The organism is Nonomuraea typhae (assembly GCF_009760925.1).
GTDB lineage: Bacteria > Actinomycetota > Actinomycetes > Streptosporangiales > Streptosporangiaceae > Nonomuraea > Nonomuraea typhae.
On sequence record NZ_VRLV01000013.1, the window covers coordinates 76,575 to 93,572 of the forward strand.

Here is a 16,998-nt window from a genome sequence, read left to right on the forward strand (position 1 = left end):
TTACGGCTTGGACGGAACCTGGATCTCGCCGGAGACGATCTTCTCCCGCGCGGCGTCCAGGTCGGCCTTGAGGTCGTCGATCTCGCCACCGGTCGTGGCCAGGCCGACGCCGTCGACCTTCAGGTCGTAGGTGACGTTGCTGCCGCCCTTGGCGCCGCCCTGGAATGCCTTGACGAACTCGAACACGCCGACGTCGACGCGCTTGATCATCGAGGTCATGATGACGGACTGCAGGCCGGCTTCCTTGACCGTCTGGCGCTGGTCGGAGTCGACGCCGATGGCCTTCTTCTTGGCGGCGGCGGCCGCCTGGAAGACGCCGAGGCCGGAGTCGCCGGCGGCGTGGTAGACGATTTCAGCGCCGTCCTGGTACATCTTCTCGGCCGCGACCTTGCCCTTGTCGGGGGCCTTGAAGCCGGAGAAGTCACCGTCGGGGGTGAGGTACTTGATGTCGATCTTGGCGTCCTTCTTGACCGACTTCACGCCGGCCACGAAACCCGCCTCGAACTTCTTGATCAGGTCGTTCTCGACGCCGCCGACGAAGCCGACGTGGCCGCTCTTGGCCTTGGTGGCCGCGGCGACGCCCGCCAGGTAGGAGCCCTGCTCCTCGGCGAACAGCAGGCCGGTGACGTTCGGCGCGTTGGAGGCGGAGTCCACGACCGCGAACTGGATCTCGGGGTACTCCGTGGCGGCCTTCTTGATGTCCTCGCCGTAGGCGAAGCCGACACCGATGATCGGGTTGTAGCCGGCGTCGGCCAGCTGGCGGAGCAGTTCGCCGCGGTTGGAACCGTCGCCTGCGGGGCTCAGCTCCTTGATGTCGGCGCCCAGGTCGGTCTTGGCCTTCTCCAGGCCCGCGTAGGCGGCGTCGTTGAAGGACTTGTCACCGCGACCGCCGACGTCGAACGCGAGGCCCACCTTGAGGGCGCCCTCCTTGGCTGCCCCCTCGCTGGCCGCACCCGTGGGGGCGGTGCTGGCCGTGGTGCCACCGCCGCTCCCGCCACACGCCGCGGCAGCCATGAGCATGGCGCCGGCCAGCGTGCCGATCGCCGTCTTGCCGAATCGCTTGCTGAGCAAGGCGACTCCCTTCCATTTCCCCGCCGTCAAACTTCATCGCAGGCGCGAAGAAATGCACGGCAACCCTGCTCGGAAGATAGTTGCTTGACCAGCGCATACCAAACCGTACAGCGCTCCGCAACCGCTCCGTTATCGACATCAGTCGCGTCTGTGACCTGGATCCAGCCGGTGAAGCTTTGCCCAACTTTTGACGTTGTCAAGATCTTGCCGAGGCCCGCGAGATGGCAGAGATTACCGACAGACGTCATCAAACTTCCCTGGAGCCACTCATGCTTCGCAGGCCGGCGTTAGCCGTACCGCTGCTGCTCCTCGCGTCGCTGACCGCGACGCCGGCGGCCGCGGACACGCCCACGATCAAGATCGAGAACAATGCCACGCAGCCCGTCTTCTCGCGGGCCGACGCGATCAAGCAGACCGTCTTCGTGGAGGTGGCCGGAACCGACAGCGACGCCGACGGGCAGCCCGACCGGGTTGCCGTCGACATCCTGCGGCCCAAGGAGACCGATCAGGGTCTCAAGGTGCCGATCATCATGGAGGCCAGTCCCTACTACGCCGGAGGCAACGACGTCGCGAACCACCCGGTCGACGTCGACGAGAACGGCAACCCGCTGCCGAGCAACCAGCGCGCGCTCCTGACCACCAAGGACGCCGGGCCGTTCGACGGCTACTACGACAACTTCTTCCTCCCCCGCGGCTATGCCATCGCGCTGGTGGAGAACATCGGCAGCGGTCGCGCCACCGGCTGCCCGACCACCGGCGACCCGGCCGAGACCGCGGGCCCCAAGGCCGCCGTCGACTGGCTGAACGGCCGCGCCCGCGGCTTCGACGCCGCCGGCAACCCGGTCGCGGCCACCTGGTCGACCGGGAACGTCGGCATGATCGGCACCTCCTACAACGGCACCCTGCCCAACGCCGTGGCCACGACCGGCGTCGAAGGGCTCAAGACCATCGTGCCGATCGCCGCGATCTCCTCCTGGTACGACTACTACCGCGCCAACGGCGGCGTCCTCGCGCCCGGCGGCTTCCAGGGCGAGGACGCCGACGTCCTGGCCCGCTACGTGCTGACCCGGCAGAACGGCGAGCAGGTCTGCGGCGGCCTCATGGACCGCCTGGAGGCCGAGCAGGACCGGATCACCGGCGACTACAGCCGGTTCTGGGACGTGCGCAACTACCTCAACGACGTGAACAAGGTGAAGGCCAGCGTCTTCGTCGCGCACGGGCTCAACGACTGGAACGTCAAGACCAAGCAGGCCGTCCAGTGGTGGGACGCGCTGGCCAAGCGCAACGTCCCCCGCAAGATCTGGCTGCACCAGGGCACCCACCGCGACCCGTTCAGCCTGCGGGCCAAGGAGTGGCTGCGCCAGCTGCACGGCTGGTTCGACTACTGGCTCTACGACATCGACAGCGGCATCATGCGCGAGCCGCAGGCCGACGTCGAGATCGCGCCCGGCCAGTGGGGCACGCACGCTACGTGGCCGCTTCCGGGCACCGCGAACGTCCCGCTGTGGCTGGGCTCCGGCGGCAAGCTCGGCCTCCTGCCGCGGCCGCTGTCGGCGCGCGAGTCGTTCGTCGACCAGAAGGTCCGTACGGCGGAGCAGCTCGTGGAGACGGTCCCGGCGGCCGACCCGAACCGCCTGGCCTACGTGAGCAGGGAACTCAGGACCGACGTCCGCATCTCGGGCACGCCCGAGATCTCGCTCCGGGCGTCGTTCACCAAGGGCGCCTCGCCGTACCTGACGGCGTTGCTGGTGGACTTCGGCGCCGACACGCGCCCGACCGGCGCGCTGGTGCCGACGGGCGAGACGTGGTGCTACGGCCAGGGCGTCCCCGGGGACACGGGCTGCACCTCGATCCGCACGCACGCGGTGGCCGAGACCCCCTACAAGATCGTCTCCCGGGGCTGGCTGGACGTGCGCAACCGGCACCGCGCCGACCGGAGCGAGCCGCTGCGGCCGGGCAAGGAGTACTCCTTCACGTGGGACTTCCAGCCGCAGGACTACCTGTTCAAGAAGGGGCACAAGCTGGGCGTGGTCGTGCTGTCGACGGACTTCGACTACACGCTGCGCTACCCGCGGGGGACGAACATCCGCGTCTCGCCCGGCCTTTCGTCGCTGCGGCTGCCGGTCGTCTTCGGCTCGCTGGGCTGAGACCCCTGAATCGCGGGTGGGAACCCCTCAATCGCGGTGACCACCCCTAGAAGCGGAGAAACGCGGCCGCCCGCCGGGATCGGCGGGCGGCCGCGTCGTGCCGGAGGTGCCCCTACGCCATCGCGGTCGAGGCGGTGGAGGCGGGGGCCATGATGCGCGCGCCCTCCCACAGGGCGGTCAGCGCGGTGGTGGCCATGAAGCGCACGCCGGTGGCGATGGCGCGCTCGTCCACGTCGAAGGTGCCCTGGTGGATGTCGTAGGTGACGCCGTCCTCCGGTGAGCGGGTGCCCAGGCGGGCGAAGGCGCCGGGGATCGACTCGAGGTACCAGGCGAAGTCCTCGCCACCGAGCGACTGCTGGGTGGGGATGACGCTGGCGTCGCCCAGGGCGCGCTCGGCCGCCTCGGTCAGCATCTCGACGCTGACCTCGTCGTTGACGACGGGCGGGACGCCGCGGGTGTACTCCATCGTGGCCTCGACGCCGTAGGCGGCGGCGACCGACTCCAGCAGTGCCTTGATCAGGTCGGGCGCGGCGTGCCAGGCGTCCTCGTCCAGGCAGCGCACGGTGCCCTCGGCCACGCCGTCGTCGGGGATGGCGTTGGCCGCCGAGCCCGCCTCGACCCGGCCCCAGACCAGGCTCAGCGACGAGCGCGGGTCGACCCGGCGGGAGAGCGCGGCCGGCAGCTCGGTGAGGATCTTGGCCAGCGCGAAGACCAGGTCGGCGGTCAGGTGCGGGCGCGCGGTGTGGCCACCGGGGCCGGAGACGCGCACGAGCACGCGGTCGCAGGCGCTGGTGATCGGGCCGGTCTTCAGGCCGACCTGGCCGACGTCCACGCGCGGGTCGCAGTGGAGGCCGAAGATCCGGTCGACGCCGTGGATGCCGCCGTGGGCCATGACCTCCAGGGCGCCGCCGGGGAGTTCCTCGGCGGGCTGGAAGATCAGCCGGACCCGGCCGGGCAGCAGTCCGGCGTCGGCCTGCTGGGCCAGGAAGAGCGAAGTGCCGAGCAGAATCGTGGTGTGCACGTCGTGGCCGCAGGCGTGGCAGGCGCCGGGCACCGTCGAGCGGTAGGACACCTCCTTCTCGTCCTGCAACGGCAGTGCGTCGATGTCGGCGCGCAGCGCGACCGTCGGGCCGTCGCCGCTGCCTACGTCACAAATGAGCCCGGTGCCGCGTGGCAGCACCTTGGGCATCAGCCCGGCGGCTGTGAGCCGCTCGGAAATCAGCTGGGTCGTGCGATATTCAGCGAAAGCGAGTTCAGGATGCATGTGCAGGTCGCGGCGGAACGCCACGAGATCCTTCTCCGACTCCGCCAGGAACGCGTCGAGTTCCCCCCGCAGCTCACGTCCCCGCATCGTTCACCGTCCCGTCCAAAACCTCGTGCGAGCCCCTGTGTCTAAGCTTCGCACGGCTGGTTGCGCCGTTCTTCGTCATTTCTTGCAGTGCGGTTGCAGCCGTGCCTGTTTGGCGATCAACGCCGTCCGATCGGGACGATCTTCCGCAGCCTGGGGTCAGCGGTTAGCTGCAAGCCCGATGGCGATGCTTCAACTTTATCGCTCCGGTGCGGCCGCTCGTGGACAACTACACCAAAAGTTGGATGCTGGCATGCCCGTAACCACAGGTCATCACGCTGAGCGACCGGTCGGTCCAGCACGGAAATAGTCACAAGGGATCATTAGATGGTGACCCGTTGTCGCTACTCCCAAACGTTTGAACGCTTTCGAATCCTGTCACCTTCCGGCTTGGTCATGACACTGCGGCGATGGCTGCATTTGTCGTTAATCGGTGCTTCACTCGCAATATGATCACTAATATCCCGTTCGGGGAGAAGCATGCACAGTTGAGCATCTTCGAGCCGAGCGAGGGGACCCTGGTGGTCGTACCCTCGCTCTCCCTTCCACAGGACGAGCTACGCCGGATCACAGGGGCGAGGTGCTATGAGGAGCGGCTTCTGTTCCTGCTCCTGACCCTGCGCAAGCCCGGCGTGAAGGTCGTCTACCTCTCCTCCGCCCCGGTGGACCCGGACATCGTCTCCTACTACTTCGGCTTCCTGCCCGACCCGGATGACGCCGCCCGGCGGCTGACGCTGATCAGCCTCGACGACACCCGATCCCAGCCCCTCGCCAGGACGCTGCTGGCCCGCCCCGAGGCTCTCGCCCGGGTACGCGCGGCGATCGACGGCGACGCGTGGCTGGTCCCGTTCGTCATGAGCGACCTCGAGGAACGCATCGCGTCGTTGCTCAACGTGCCCATCTACGGACCGGCCACCTCGCTGGCCTACTACGGCTCCAAGAGCGGCGCCCGCGAGGTCGGCGCCGAGGCCGGCGTGCCCATGGCCCGCGGCTTCCGCGACCTGCGTCACCAGGGCGAGATCGAGGACGCGGTCTTCTCCCTGCCCGGCGAGCGCGTCATCGTCAAGCTCAACGACGGCTACTCCGGGCTCGGCAACGCCATCGTCACCAAGAGCGACTGGTCGCGCGCCAGCTTCTCGGCCGACGGCGAGACCTGGGAGACGTTCTCCGCCAAGATCGCCGAACGCGGGGCGGTCGTGGAGGAGTTCATCGAGCACCGGCCGCTCTTCTACCCCAGCGCGCTGGCCAGGATCACACCCGGCGGCCACCACGACGTCGTCGCCACCCACGACCAGGTGCTCGGCGGCGCCAACGCCGACGTCTACCAGGGCTGCACCTTCCCGGCGCGGGCCGAATACCGCCACGAGGTGGGCGAGTCGGCCGCCAAGATCGCCAAGATCCTGGCCACGCGCGGGGTCGTCGGGCTGTTCGGGATGGACTTCTTCGCGCTGAAGTCCGACTCCGGGTACGCGGCGCTGCTGTGCGAGATCAACCTGCGCATCGGCGGGACCACCCATCCCTTCGGGGCGACCCTGCTGACGACCGGGGCGACCTACGATCCGGGCACCGGGCTGCTGATGGACGGCGGCCAGCCCAAGTACTACACCGCCACGGACAACTGTTACGCCGGGCAGTTGCGCGGGTCCACGCCGGGCGCGGTGGTGCGCATGCTCGAGGAGCGGGGGCTCGGGTTCGACGCGGCCCGCCGTACCGGGAACGTGCTGCATCTGCTCGGGGCCATTCCCGAGCACGGCAAGCTCGGCTTCACCTCGATCGGCAACTCGCGGGAGGAGGCCGACGAACTCCACCGCGACACCCGGCTGGCGTTGTGCGGCGGTTAGGTGGTGCGTTTTCCGCGCAGCCCCTTCCATCCGATGACTGCGAGAACGACGGCCAGCACGAGGTTGACCGCGATCAAGATCCCGTGGACCACGTAGAAGCCGGTCGGATGGCCGTCGGCCAGGTTAAACCCAAGGTTGACCCACTCAAAGATCATGAACGCGCCGACGGCTACCAGGAATCCGCTTATCTTTCGTGACATAAGCACTTCTCTACTATCAGGGGCGGATCATCGGGGGACATGACCGCACATGGGCAACGACTCGAAGCTACGCTGAGACCGCCATGTGGACGAAACCGGTGCCTGCCACGGCACTTCTCGCGGCGGTCACCCTGACCGCTCTCGCGGGCGCGCCTGCCGGTGCGTCCGCCGACCCAGCTTCGGCCAACCCGGTCGGCGGCGACATGCTCGGCAGTCGCGGGCTCGTGGTTCCCGAAGGCGTCAAGCCGCCGCCGAAGACCAAGGCCACGTCCTTCCTCATCGCCGAAGCCGAGACCGGGCACGTGCTGGCCGCCAAGGACCCGCACGGCCGCTACCTGCCGGCCAGCACGCTGAAGACGCTGACCGCGCTCACGCTCATCCCGAAGCTCGACCGGAACCAGGCGATCAAGCCCAGCCGCAACGCGGTCAACCAGGAGGGCTCGGCGGTCGGGCTGTCCACCAAGGCGACCTACAAGGTGCACGACCTGTTCCGGGCGCTCATGATGTCGTCCGGCAACGACGCGGCCATGGCGCTGGCCGAGGCCAACGGCGGCCTGGCCAAGACCATGCGGGACATGAACGCCGAGGCCAAGCGGCTGCAGGCCAACGACACCGTGGCCAAGACGCCGAGCGGCCTGGACAAGCCCGGGCAGAGCAGTTCGGCCTACGACCTGACGCTGATCGCCCGGGCCGGCCTCGCCAACCCGGATTTCCGGCGATATATCAGTACGAAGACCGCCAAATTCCCCGCGCCGAAGAAGTGGTACGAGATCAGCAACCACAACAAACTGCTCTGGCGCTACAAGGGGATGCTCGGGGTCAAGAACGGCTGGACCTCCAAGGCGCACGGCAGCTTCGTCGGCGCCGCCTCCCGCGACGGCCACACGATCATCGTCACGATCATGCGGCACGAAGGCTACTTCTGGGAGGAAGTGGAGGATCTGCTCGACTGGGGCTTCTCCGCCCGGGGCAAGGTCACCCCGGTGGGACAGCTCGTCGACCCGCTGCCCGCCCAGCCGGACCCGGCCCAGCAGGTGACCGCCCCCAGCTCCCAGCCCTCTGCCGCCGCGCCGCTGCTCGACTCGGCCGCCGCCAAGCAGACCGACACCAGCCGGACCGTCGGCCTGACCGTGATCGGCGGCGGGCTGCTGTTCGGGGCGGTGTGGCTGGGCTTCGGCATCAGGCGCCGCCGCAACAAGGCCCGCCTCTAGCCTGCCGCGTCGCCGTTCGAGGGCAGCGGGGTGGGCGAGGGCGGCGGCGCGAAGCCGGTCGTCGCCGTCCAGGACGCCACGTACAACACCAGCCGGGCCGAGAAGTTGATCCAGACCAGCAGCCCGACCAGGACCGCGAAGGTGCCGTAGAGCGGGTTGCTCAGCGTGTAGCCGAGCAGCAGGGTCGCCAGCTGCTTGAGCAGCCCGAAGCCGATCGCGCCCAGCAGCGCCCCCTGGGCGACGGCCCTGAACGGCCGGGTGGGCCGCGCCACCCAGCCCAGAATGATCATGAACAGCAGCCAGTCGGCCAGCACGGTCGCCACGATGCCGGTCACCCAGACCATGCCCCGCGCGCCCAGGTCGTCGTTCTGGAAGCCCAGCCACTCGGCGACCCTGCCCGCCGTCGCGGAGGTGAGCACCGAGACGCCCGCCGACACCAGCATGGTCACGCCGATCAGCATCAGCGACGTCAGGTCGCGCAGCTTGCCGACGAAGAAGTTGAGCGGCGGCGTCGTGGTCATCGACATCTCCCGCAGCGCCCCGCGCAGCGCGTCGATCGCGCCCAGCCCGGCGTAGAGCAGGCCCAGCAGACCGATGATCCCGGCCGTGGCCTTGGACTGGGCGATGACGTCCAGGTTCAGCTCGCCGGCCAGGCCGGGGAGCTGCTGGGCGATCTCCGCCTTGAGCGCCTGCTCCACCCCCGGACTGGCGGTCAGCACGTAACCGAAGATCGCGTAGGCCAGCGCGATCAGCGGGAAGAACGACAGGAACGCGAAGTACGTGACCGCCCCGGCCAGCCGGTCGCCGAACTGGCCCTGGTAGCGCTGGATCGTCCTGATCAGGTGGTCGAGCGCCGGCCGCCGGACCCGCCAGTGCTCGACGAACCGCATCGCGCGCTCCCGCCAGGCCGCGGCCTTCTCGTTCAGGTTCGCCATCGTCCCGGGTACTCCAGCGCGTCCGGTGGGTCCTTCAGGGTGACTGCCCTGGTGACAGCCGTTGTACCAGCCACCGGCCAGGCGATGCCGCGCCGGCCCCGCCGTACCGGGACGCAGGACCCCGTTCCCACGCGCTTAGACCTGCCCGCGCGCACGTCACGGGCCGCCCAAGCCGCCCCCAAACCCCCTACAGCAGGCGGCCGTCGCGCTTGCGGAACCGCCCCGCGACCAGGACGGTCTCGACCGCGCTGGTGTCGGCGTTGAGGACGATCGCGCCGATCGGGTCGCGGGTGCCGGACATGCCCGGGGTGTCCGTGCGCAGGAGGATGAGGTCGGCCTGCTTGCCCGGCGTCAGCGAGCCGGTGACCGCGCCCAGGCCGACGGTCTCCGCGCCGCCGATCGTGGCCATGCGCAGCACGTCGCGGGTGGTGAAGGCGAGGTTGCCACGGCCGCGCTCCATCGCGAAGGCGGCCCGCATCAGGCTGAACATGTCGCCGGGGCCGCAGGTCACGGTGTCGGCGCTGAGGGAGACCGCGGCGCCGGCCGCCGCGGCCCGCCCGGTCACCGGGTACCCGATGCCCAGCGTCAGCTCGTCCACCGGCGAGACCGAGACGCTGCCGCCGGTGCCCGCGATGAGCTTGAAGTCCTCGTCGGAGTAGTGGATGGCGTGGATGTAGGTGGTGGGCCGCTCCAGCAGCCCGTTGTCGTGCAGGAACATCAGCGCGGCGTGCGCCTGCTCGGGCGAGCTGCCGCCCAGGTGGGCGGTGACGGGCAGGTCGAGGTCCCTGGCCAGCCGCCACTCCTGCAGCGTCCGCTCCTCCCCCGCGATCTCGGGCCCGAGGGCGGCGATCGCCATGGTGAGCAGTCCGTCGGCACGCACGCAGGTGTCACGCACACGGTACGGCTCGGCCGCGAAGTCCTGCGGGCAGTAGCCGAGCACCGCCCGGATCCCCGACTCGCGCAGGGCGGCGACCAGCGCGTCGGTGTGCTCGGGGGTGTGGGTCGCCTGGGTCCAGTCGAGCAGGGTCGTCACCCCGGCGTCCAGGCACTCGCGCGCCCCGGCCAGGTTGCCCGCGTGCGCGCCGTCGGGGGTGAGGGAGGGGGCCAGCTCACCGAGGACGGTCTGGAAATAGCCCTGGATGTCGGCGTCGGCGACGATCGCCCGGTAGGGGGCCTGCCAGGTGTGCCGGTGGCTGTCGACGAAGCCGGGCAGGACCAGCCGGCCGGTGGCGTCGATCACCTCGGCGCCGTCCTCGGGCAGGCCCCGGCCCACGGCTTCGATGCGGTCGCCGTCGACGAGCACGTCCGTGACCTCGCTCACGGTCACGGACGGGTGGGTGTCGATGACGGTGCCGTTCTTGATCAGGATTCTCATGGCAAGAAGTCTATCCAGAAAGCTTTTTGAAAAGCAATCAAAAGCGAGGCTCCCAGCGGAACAACCGAACCGCCAGGGCGATCGCGACGGCCGCCATGACCAGGGCGGCGGCCACGGCGGGCACCACCATCACCTGCGGCTCGCCCCAGGCGGCCCGGACGAGGTGCGCCAGGGCGCCGCCGGGGATGGCCGGCCCGGTCCAGTCGATCGCGGCCGGATCCCTGCCCATCACCCACAGGGGCGCCCCGATCAACGCCAACATGAACGGAAATGTCGTGACCTGCGCCATCTCGGGCGACGGCGTGAACGCGGCCGTCAGAAACGCCACCGCGGAACACGTCACCGCCCCGATCACCACCGCCAGCGCCGGCGTCCACGGCCGCTCCGGCCATTGACCGCGGTAGACCCCCGACACCCCGGCCAGCACCACCGCCTGCGCGGCCACGAGCGCGAACAGCGGCGCCGACAGCCCCGCCACGATGCTCACCGCGGACTGGTGCGCAGCCGCTTCAGATACAGGTGCTGCCGCCGGGCCGCCAGCGCCGTGGTCGCCGAGCAGTACACGGTGAACGCCGGCAACGTGCCCACCTGCACCATCGCCCGCATCGGCGGCGGCATGCCCGCGTCCGACCCACCGAGCATGAAGATCGCGCCGAACCCCAGCGGGATGAGCAGCGCGATCGCGGCCACGAGCTTGTTGCGCAGGATGAGCCGCAGCTCCGTGGCCGCGATGACGTACCACGCGGCGCTCATCGCGCCGCCTCCCGCACCCGCGCGAAGACCTCGGGCAACGACGTCTCCGTCACCCGGTGGTGGGCTCATCCAGGAACAGCAGCGACGGGCCGGTGGAGATGGCCAGGGCGAGGTTCAGACGCCGCCGCTCGCCGCCGGACAGCCGTTTGACCCGGACATCGGCCCGGTGCTTCAGGTCCACCACGGCCAGGGGGTCGGCCGGGCCGCCCAGGGTTTCCAGGGTGCTGGTCTTGCCGGCGCCGTTCGTGCCGAGCAGGGCCAGGAGTTCGCCCTGCCGTACCTGGAGGTCGATGCCGTCGACGGCGGTGAAGCGGCCGTAGGTGACGCGCAGGGCTTGGACGTCCACTGCCAGAGGTGTTCGCATGGGCCAAGCCTCCGGCCGGGGCGTGGGGCCGGTGTAGTGCCGGATGAGGAGGTCGCAGGCTGACCCTGTCACGATTTTTCGTGACACATGTCATGGCGGCGAACCTCCACAATACGGACATGGAACTCCCCTCTCTGACCGGGCTACGGTTGTTCACACAGGTCACGCTGGTGGGCGAGGCGCCGTTGTTCTGGGTGTTCGCGGTCGTGCTGCTCGGGGTCGGGCACGGCTGGGGGGCGCTCACGTGGGGGCTCGCCGCAGTCGCCGGAGCGCTGGCCGGGGTGGCCGCGGCCGCCGTGAGCGCGGGCCTGGCCGCCCGCGTGTTCGCCTCCGTCGTGTGGGCCACCCTGGTGGTGCCGCCGGTGCTCGCCATGGCCATGCTGGCGCAGTGGTGGACGTACGAGGTGGCCAGGCGGCTGGAGCGTGCCAGGTCTCTGGCCGTGGACCAGGAACGGATCCGCTTCGCTGCCGACCTTCACGACATTCAGGGACACCATCTCCAGGTCATCGCCCTCAAGAGCGAACTGGCCGCGCGGCTCGGCGCCAGCCGTACCGATGAGGCCGTGGCGCTCATGCGCGAGGTCCGGCAGCTCGCGCACGACGCGCTCATGGACACCAAGGCCGTCGTGAGCGGCTACCGGCAGGTCTCGCTGGCCACCGAACTCGCCAATGCGGTCAAGGTGCTCGGAGCCGCGGGGATCTCGGCCGAGACCGAGTTCACGGCCACCGCGGAGGGTACGGCGGAGCGGCTGCTGGGCCTGGTGGTCAGGGAGGCGACGACCAACATCCTGCGGCACTCCCAGGCGGCCGGGGGGCTGGAACCCGATCTGGCCGTCGTGGCCGAGGCCGACACCACGACCGGCGCCGTCGCCGCCGCCACGAGCACCAGGCCGGACATCGTGATCCTGGACCTGGAGATGCCTCCCGGAGACGGCCTGGTCGCCGCCGAGCGCATCCTCGGGGACGTGGCGACGCGGATCGTCCTGGTCACGCGGCATGCCCGCCCGGGGGTGCTGCGCCGGGCGCTGGCCACCGGGGTCCGGGCGTTCGTGCCCAAGACGACCCCGGCCGAACGCCTGGCGGAGATCCTCCGCGAGGTGCACGCGGGCCGCCGCTACGTGGATCCCGAGATCGCCGCCTCGGCTCTGAGCGAGGACGCCTGCCCGCTGACCGCCCGGGAGCTTGACGTGCCGCGCGCCGCCCGCTCCGGGCAGTCGATCGACTGGATCGCCGGCCAGGTGCACCTGGCACCGGTCATGCCGTGGGCAGGAAACCCACCCTGTCGCGCACCTGGGCCATGGTCTCCTGGGCGACGGCGCGGGCCCGGCCGGCGCCGATGGACAGGAGGCGGTCCAGCTCGGCCTCGTCGGACAGCAGCTTCTCGGTGCGCTCGCGGATCGGCGTGAAGGTCTCCACGACCGCCTCGGCGACCTCCTTCTTGAAGGTGCCGTAGCCCTGGCCGTCGAAGCGGGCGACCAGGTCGGGGATCGGAGTGCCGGTCAGGGCGGAGTGGATCCGGAGGAGGTTGGAGATGCCGGGCTTGTTCTCCTCGTCGAAGACGATCTCGCTGCCGGTGTCGGTGACCGCGCGCATGACCTTCTTGCGCAGCGGGCCGGGCTGCTCCAGGACGTCGAGGATGCCCGCGGGGCTGGAGGACGACTTGGACATCTTCGCCATCGGCTCCTGGAGGTCGGTGATCTTCTCGACCTCCTTGAGGATGTGCGGCGCGGGCAGCGTGAAGGTGTCGCCGAAGCGGTGGTTGAAGCGCTGGGCCAGGTCGCGCGTCAGCTCCAGGTGCTGCTTCTGGTCGGCGCCCACGGGGACGCTGTTGGCCTGGTAGAGCAGGATGTCGGCGGCCTGGAGGATCGGGTAGGTGAACAGGCCCACGCTGGCCGCGCTCTCGCCGAACTTGGCCGACTTGTCCTTGAACTGGGTCATGCGGGCGGCCTCGCCCATGCCCGTCAGGCAGTTGAGCACCCAGGCCAGCTCGGTGTGCTCGCGCACGTGCGACTGGACGAAGACCGTGCTGCGCTCCGGGTCGAGCCCGGCGGCGAACAACTGGGCGGCGGCCACACGGCTGCGCCGGCGCAGGGCGGCGGGCTCCGTCGGCACGGTGATGGCGTGCAGGTCCACCACGCAGTAGAAGGCGTCGTGGGTCTCCTGCAGCGTGACCCACTGGCGGACGGCACCCAGGTAGTTGCCCAGGTGGAAGGAGTCCGCGGTGGGCTGGATGCCGGAGAGTACACGAGGTCTGGCCATAGCTGGCAATTGTGTCAGGAATCCCCGCCTGCCTGCGACACGATCAGGCTTCCGGCGGGTCCAGCACGGCGATCGGAACGCGTTGCACACGCACTCGGGAGATGCGCCGGCCGTCCAGGTCGGTGACGGTCATGGCGAAGCCGGGGATCTCCACCGTCTCGCCCGCGGCGGGCACGTGGCCGAGCATGGCCATGACGAAGCCGCCGAGCGTCTCGTAGGGGCCGTCGGGCAGGCGGATGCCGGTCTGGGCGGCGAAGTCGTTGAGATTGGTCAGCCCGTCGATCTCGATCTCGCCGGCGGGCAGGATGACCGTGTCGTCCTCCACGTCGTACTCGTCGCGGATGTCGCCGATCAGCTCTTCGACCAGGTCTTCCAGGGTGACGATGCCGGCGGTGCCGCCGTACTCGTCGACCACGATGGCCAGGTGGTGGCCTTCGTCGCGCATCTCCGACAGCGTGCTCAGCACCCGTTTGGAGGCGGGCACAAGCTTGACCGGGCGCACGGGGACGAGCTCGCTGATCGGCTCGATGCGGCCGGTGAGCACCGGGTCGAGCAGGTCGCGGACGTGCACGAAGCCCAGGATCTCGTCGTAGGACTCGCGGTAGACGGGGAAGCGGGAGTGCGGCAGCGCCGCCGCCAGGACGGCCGCCTCGGCCAGCGCCGTGTCGGCCTCCATGAACTCCACCTCGGTGCGCGGCAGCATGACCTCGCGCAGCTGGCGCTTGCCGGCGGCGAACACCTCGGCGATCAGGTTGCGCTCGTCGGTGGTCAGGTCGCTGTGCCCGACGACCATGTCCCGGAGTTCCTCGGTGGTCATCTGCTCCCGGTCGGCCTGGGGGTTGCCGCCGAGCAGCCTCACCACCCCGTCGGTCGACTTCGACAGCGCCCAGATGACCGGCCGCGACAGCCTGGCGACCCAGTCCAGGAACGGCGCGACCACCAGCGAGAGCCCTTCGGCGCGCTGCCTGGCCAGCCGCTTGGGCGCCAGCTCGCCGAGAACCAGCGAGACGTAGGAGATCGCCAGCGTGACGAGGACGAGCGCGAGCGCGGGTGCCAGCGCCCCGGGCACGCCCCAGCGCTGGAGCACGGGGATGAACGTCTTGGCCAGCCGGTCGGCGCCGAACGCGGCCGACAGCATCGTCGCCACGGTCACGCCGATCTGGACGGCGGACAGGAAGCGGTTGGGGTCACGGGCGAGCTTGGCCACGCGTTCGCCGCGTCTGCCCTTTTTGGCGAGCTTGCGCACCTGGCTCTCCCGGAGGGAGACCATCGCCATCTCGGCGGCCGCGAAGAAGCCGCCCACGAGAATGAAGAGCAGGACCAGGGCGATGTTGGCCGCGACGGTGTCAAACATGGTGGTTGGCAGCGTACTCGCCGCCTTTCCCGCGTATGCTGAACCGCGAGCCGTACAAAATCCAACATATTTCATCAGGAGTAAACATGAGGCTGCTGGTCACCGGTGGTGCCGGATATGTCGGCAGCGTGGTCGCGGCGCAGCTCGTCGAGGCGGGCCACGAGGTGACCGTGCTCGACGACCTGTCCACCGGGCACGCCGACGCGGTCCCGGACGGGGCGCGGTTCGTCCAGGCAGACGTCGCCGAGGCGCACGACGCGCTCGACGGGCAGGACGCCGTGCTGCACTTCGCGGCCAAGTCGCTGGTCGGCGAGTCGGTGGAAAAGCCCGAGCTGTACTGGCGGCACAACCTCGGCGGCACCCTGGCCCTGCTGGAGGCGATGCACGGCACGGGCGTGCGCCGCATCGTGTTCTCCTCCACCGCGGCGACGTACGGCGAGCCGATCAGCCCCCAGATCCTGGAGAGCGACCCGCCCCGCCCGACCAACCCTTACGGCGAGACCAAGCTGGCCGTGGACATGGCGCTGACCGCCTTCGCAGGACTGCGCGGCCTGGGCGCGGTGAGCCTGCGGTACTTCAACGTGGCCGGGGCCTACGGCAGGTTCCGCGAGCGGCACGCGATCGAGACCCACCTGATCCCCAACGTGCTCAAGGTCGCCACCGGCGAGCGCGAGGAGGTGCGGGTGTTCGGCACCGACTACCCGACGCCCGACGGCACCTGCGTGCGCGACTACGTCCACGTGGCCGACCTGGCCAGGGCGCATCTGCTGGCGCTCGGCGCGGTCACCGAGGGCGAGCACAAGATCTACAACCTGGGCAGCGGCACCGGGTTCTCCGTCAAGGAGGTCATCGACGTCTGCCGCGAGGTGACCGGGCACCCGATCCCGGAGACGGTCGGCCCGCGCCGGGCCGGCGATCCCGCGGTGCTGGTGGCCTCCTCGGACAAGATCCAGGCCGAGCTGGGCTGGAAGGCCGAGCGGACCGCGCTGCCCACGATCGTCGCCGACGCCTGGGCCGCGCTTTCCGGAAAATGACGGTTAACACCGCCCGATGTGTGCTGTGATACCGAAATGTGAAGCGCCTTTCCCCCGGAGCGCTCTTCGTGGCACTCATCGCAGGTGGTTGCGGATTGGCCGTGGCCGGGGTGGTCTTCGCGACCTCCCCACCGGTCCCTCCTCCCCCCGCCCACATGTGTGAAGTGGGCACGACGGCTAGCCCATGATCCGCATCCTGGCGCGGTTGTCGGCCGGGCGCCGGTCGCCGAACCGGCTGGAGTACACGTTGGCCCTGGCGTTGACCGGGCGGTCCGGCGCCCAGAGCGACAGCCGTACCCGCAGGCGCTCACCCGAGGCCACGGCCCGCAGCCTGCACGAGACGTAACCGACGCGGCCCCGGCAGCGCGCCCCCACCGCGGACACCAGCCGCGCCGGGCCCGTCCTGAGGAAGATGCGGGCGTCCCTGACCATGCGCGGGCCCTGGTTGCGCACCAGCGCCGACAGCGCGTACCTGCTGCCCCGTGCCCGGCCCGACAGCCGCAGGCTCAGGTCGGCGCCCTCGTCCACCCGGGTCTGCAGGGTGTGGGTGTTGTCGCTCTCGTTCTCGTCGCGCACCTCGGAGACGAGCGCGGCCCGCGAGATCAGCGGGCCGCGCGCGCCCGGTCGGACGATCCCCGTGACCGTCACCCCGCCGCGCCCGCCGGCCAGCACGTCCGCGGGCGAGGGGCACACCACCTCGTGCGCGACGGCGCCGGGACGGCAGGTGGCCACGTCCACGCTGACGATCTCCACGTCGGCCGGGAGCGTCACCGTCAGCACCGGCAGGACGGCGTCGCCCGGTCCCGCGTTGCGGACCTCGGCCCGGTAGATGATGGGGTGTCCCGGCTGGGCCACGGCAGGCTCGGCGCTCAGCCGTACCGAAAGGTCGGCCGAGCCCCATCCGTCCCCCGCGTGGGCGGCGGCCGGCGTGCCCGCCACCATCACGCCCATGAACCCGGCGAACACCTTGCGCCGCATGACCACCGACCCCCTGTGCCGTTCGGCCTCAATTCAACGTGTTCATCCGGGTGATCATCATGGCGACACGCGGAAGCCGTACCAAACGGAAAAGGCGCGCGTCCGGCCGGACGCGCGCCTTCACGGAA

General features: G+C 70.0%; 16 protein-coding genes and 1 pseudogene. 5 read left to right on the plus strand and 12 right to left on the minus strand.

Features of this window, described 5'->3' with window-relative positions:
- Both FVE25_RS38120 and FVE25_RS38125 read right to left on the minus strand, forming a co-directional pair.
- Positions 1–1,071 (minus strand): BMP family lipoprotein, encoded by a 1,071-nt coding sequence (locus FVE25_RS38120; RefSeq protein ID WP_157252360.1) that lies wholly within the window; start codon positions 1,069–1,071, stop codon positions 1–3.
- A gap of 26 nt (positions 1,072–1,097) precedes the next feature.
- Positions 1,098–1,319, minus strand: a complete 222-nt coding sequence (locus FVE25_RS38125) for a hypothetical protein (protein WP_157252361.1) — start codon at positions 1,317–1,319, stop codon at positions 1,098–1,100.
- Between the two features lie 21 nt (positions 1,320–1,340).
- Between FVE25_RS38125 and FVE25_RS38130 the strand changes: the two genes are divergently transcribed.
- Positions 1,341–3,218 carry a Xaa-Pro dipeptidyl-peptidase gene (locus FVE25_RS38130; protein ID WP_157252362.1) on the plus strand — a complete coding sequence of 626 codons (1,878 nt, stop codon included), beginning with the start codon at positions 1,341–1,343 and terminating at the stop codon, positions 3,216–3,218.
- 112 nt (positions 3,219–3,330) lie between these two features.
- Here FVE25_RS38130 and FVE25_RS38135 read toward each other — a convergent pair whose 3' ends face one another.
- Positions 3,331–4,569 carry a M20 family metallopeptidase gene (locus FVE25_RS38135; protein ID WP_157252363.1) on the minus strand — a complete coding sequence of 413 codons (1,239 nt, stop codon included), beginning with the start codon at positions 4,567–4,569 and terminating at the stop codon, positions 3,331–3,333.
- Positions 4,570–5,054: 485 nt separating this feature from the next.
- Between FVE25_RS38135 and FVE25_RS38140 the strand changes: the two genes are divergently transcribed.
- Positions 5,055–6,407: a peptide ligase PGM1-related protein gene (locus FVE25_RS38140; RefSeq protein ID WP_157252364.1), complete on the plus strand. Its 1,353-nt coding sequence runs from the start codon at positions 5,055–5,057 to the stop codon at positions 6,405–6,407.
- Here the strand turns inward: FVE25_RS38140 and FVE25_RS38145 are convergent.
- Positions 6,404–6,607 carry an SCO4848 family membrane protein gene (locus FVE25_RS38145; protein WP_246268082.1) on the minus strand — a complete coding sequence of 68 codons (204 nt, stop codon included), beginning with the start codon at positions 6,605–6,607 and terminating at the stop codon, positions 6,404–6,406. The genes FVE25_RS38140 and FVE25_RS38145 overlap by 4 nt on opposite strands.
- Before the next feature lie 83 nt (positions 6,608–6,690).
- Between FVE25_RS38145 and FVE25_RS38150 the strand changes: the two genes are divergently transcribed.
- Entirely contained in the window at positions 6,691–7,818 is a 1,128-nt protein-coding gene (locus tag FVE25_RS38150; protein WP_157252366.1) for a D-alanyl-D-alanine carboxypeptidase family protein, read from the plus strand.
- Here FVE25_RS38150 and FVE25_RS38155 read toward each other — a convergent pair.
- The 5 genes from FVE25_RS38155 to FVE25_RS38175 all read right to left on the minus strand — a co-directional run bounded on the left by FVE25_RS38155 (position 7,815) and on the right by FVE25_RS38175 (position 11,245).
- Positions 7,815–8,753: a YihY/virulence factor BrkB family protein gene (locus FVE25_RS38155; RefSeq protein WP_157252367.1), complete on the minus strand. Its 939-nt coding sequence runs from the start codon at positions 8,751–8,753 to the stop codon at positions 7,815–7,817. The genes FVE25_RS38150 and FVE25_RS38155 overlap by 4 nt on opposite strands.
- A gap of 187 nt (positions 8,754–8,940) precedes the next feature.
- Positions 8,941–10,128: an amidohydrolase family protein gene (locus tag FVE25_RS38160; protein ID WP_157252368.1), complete on the minus strand. Its 1,188-nt coding sequence runs from the start codon at positions 10,126–10,128 to the stop codon at positions 8,941–8,943.
- A gap of 37 nt (positions 10,129–10,165) precedes the next feature.
- Positions 10,166–10,615: a hypothetical protein gene (locus tag FVE25_RS38165; RefSeq protein WP_157252369.1), complete on the minus strand. Its 450-nt coding sequence runs from the start codon at positions 10,613–10,615 to the stop codon at positions 10,166–10,168.
- Complete coding sequence (locus tag FVE25_RS38170; protein ID WP_157252370.1) at positions 10,612–10,881, minus strand: hypothetical protein; 270 nt, start codon at positions 10,879–10,881, stop codon at positions 10,612–10,614. Before FVE25_RS38170 ends, FVE25_RS38165 begins: the two co-directional genes overlap by 4 nt.
- 49 nt (positions 10,882–10,930) lie before the next feature.
- On the minus strand, positions 10,931–11,245 hold the full coding sequence (locus tag FVE25_RS38175) for an ATP-binding cassette domain-containing protein (RefSeq protein WP_157252371.1): 315 nt from the start codon (positions 11,243–11,245) through the stop codon (positions 10,931–10,933).
- Positions 11,246–11,622: 377 nt separating this feature from the next.
- Here FVE25_RS38175 and FVE25_RS55630 point away from each other — a divergent pair.
- Positions 11,623–12,324: pseudogene (locus FVE25_RS55630) on the plus strand (response regulator); the annotation flags it as partial.
- 175 nt (positions 12,325–12,499) lie between these two features.
- On the opposite strand, the gene trpS reads toward FVE25_RS55630, so the two are convergent.
- Together trpS and FVE25_RS38190 are read right to left on the minus strand one after the other, a co-directional pair.
- A complete protein-coding gene (gene trpS / locus FVE25_RS38185; RefSeq protein ID WP_181019852.1) occupies positions 12,500–13,504 on the minus strand; it encodes a tryptophan--tRNA ligase in 1,005 nt (334 codons plus the stop codon).
- 43 nt (positions 13,505–13,547) lie between these two features.
- Complete coding sequence (locus FVE25_RS38190) at positions 13,548–14,858, minus strand: hemolysin family protein (RefSeq protein WP_157252372.1); 1,311 nt, start codon at positions 14,856–14,858, stop codon at positions 13,548–13,550.
- Positions 14,859–14,944: 86 nt separating this feature from the next.
- Here FVE25_RS38190 and galE point away from each other — a divergent pair, with 86 nt between their 5' ends.
- Positions 14,945–15,892 (plus strand): UDP-glucose 4-epimerase GalE, encoded by a 948-nt coding sequence (gene galE / locus FVE25_RS38195; protein ID WP_157252373.1) that lies wholly within the window; start codon positions 14,945–14,947, stop codon positions 15,890–15,892.
- Between the two features lie 177 nt (positions 15,893–16,069).
- On the opposite strand, the gene FVE25_RS38200 is transcribed toward galE, so the two are convergent.
- The gene (locus tag FVE25_RS38200) at positions 16,070–16,870 is read right to left on the minus strand and encodes a DUF11 domain-containing protein (protein ID WP_157252374.1); all 801 of its coding nucleotides are present in this window, start codon (positions 16,868–16,870) and stop codon (positions 16,070–16,072) included.
- Positions 16,871–16,998: the final 128 nt, after the last annotated feature.